This window comes from Variovorax sp. 01T439_2, from assembly GCF_056398445.1.
On record NZ_JBFTPJ010001346.1, the window covers coordinates 1 to 1056 of the forward strand.

Sequence of the window (1056 nt, forward strand, 5' to 3'; positions counted from 1 at the left end):
GAGCCCGGCCTCGCCCAGTTCCTGCTCGCCGAGCCGGATGCCGGCAAAGGCAAAGCTGTTGATGGTGTGGGCGAGGATGCCGCGTCCCTGCGCGCGCGAGTGGTAGCCCACCATGCAGACGGCGTCCACGCCTTCTTCCTCCACGCCGGCCACCATGCTCAGGTAGCGCGGCTTGCCCTGCACCACGCGGGCGCGCGCATCGAGCACGTCGGGCGGCATGTTGCGAAAGCCGCCGTGCGAATCGTTGACCAGCACCTCGGTGGCGCCGGCCTCGAAGGCGCCGGCAACGGCCGCGCTGGCCTCGTGCGCCATCAGCAGGCGGGCGCGTTCGTACTCGGGGTTGCCGGGCCGCGCCTGCTCGTGGTGGTAGACGCCCGCAACGCCTTCGATGTCGGTGGAGATCAGGACTTTCATGGGAGGGAGTGCGATTGCGCTAAAGAGAAGAAAGGGAAGAGGGCGGCAGCAGTTCCGACAGCGCTGCCCGGTGATTGCCATCGCGGCCTGTCACGGCCGTCGCGCGCCAGAGCGCGTGCAGGATCGCCTGCTCGGTGCTGTCGGCCGCGGCCTGGAAGAGGCGGTCGAGCAACCCGTCGTGCACCATGGCGATGGTCGGCATCGGGCGATCGACGCGGTCGGGCACGGTGTAGGCGGTCGAGAAGGCCAGCACGATGTCGCCGCTGCCATGGCCGAAGACCGAGCCGGTGCGCGCCAGCCCCGCGCCCGCACGCAGCGCGAGGCGGCGCAGCTGGCGCGCATCGAGCGCTGCATCGGTGGCGACGACGATGATGATCGAGCCCTTCTCGGGCTCCCTGGATTCGCGCGTGCCGTGCGCGGCCAGCCGCTCGCCGACCGGATGCCCGGCCAGCACCAGCTGCGGCTGGCGCCCGTAGTTCGCGAGCACCAGCGTGCCCACGGTGTGCAATTCGCCCGCGGGCGCCGAGACGCGCCGCGAGGCGCTGCCGATGCCGCCCTTGAGCTGGAAGCTCGACATGCCGCGCCCCGCGCCGACCGAGCCCTGCGCGAAGTCGGGGCCGGCGCTCTCGAGCGCGCGCAGAG

At 71.8% G+C, this 1056-nt stretch carries 2 protein-coding genes; both read right to left on the reverse strand.

Features of this window, described 5'->3' with window-relative positions:
* Nucleotides 1–414 (reverse strand): M55 family metallopeptidase (locus tag AC1DOC_RS34835; RefSeq protein ID WP_478131735.1); only part of this gene is annotated, 414 nt, incomplete at its 3' end.
* Nucleotides 415–433: 19 nt separating this feature from the next.
* A partial coding sequence (locus tag AC1DOC_RS34840) for a P1 family peptidase (protein ID WP_478131736.1) occupies nt 434–1056 on the reverse strand: 623 nt, incomplete at its 5' end.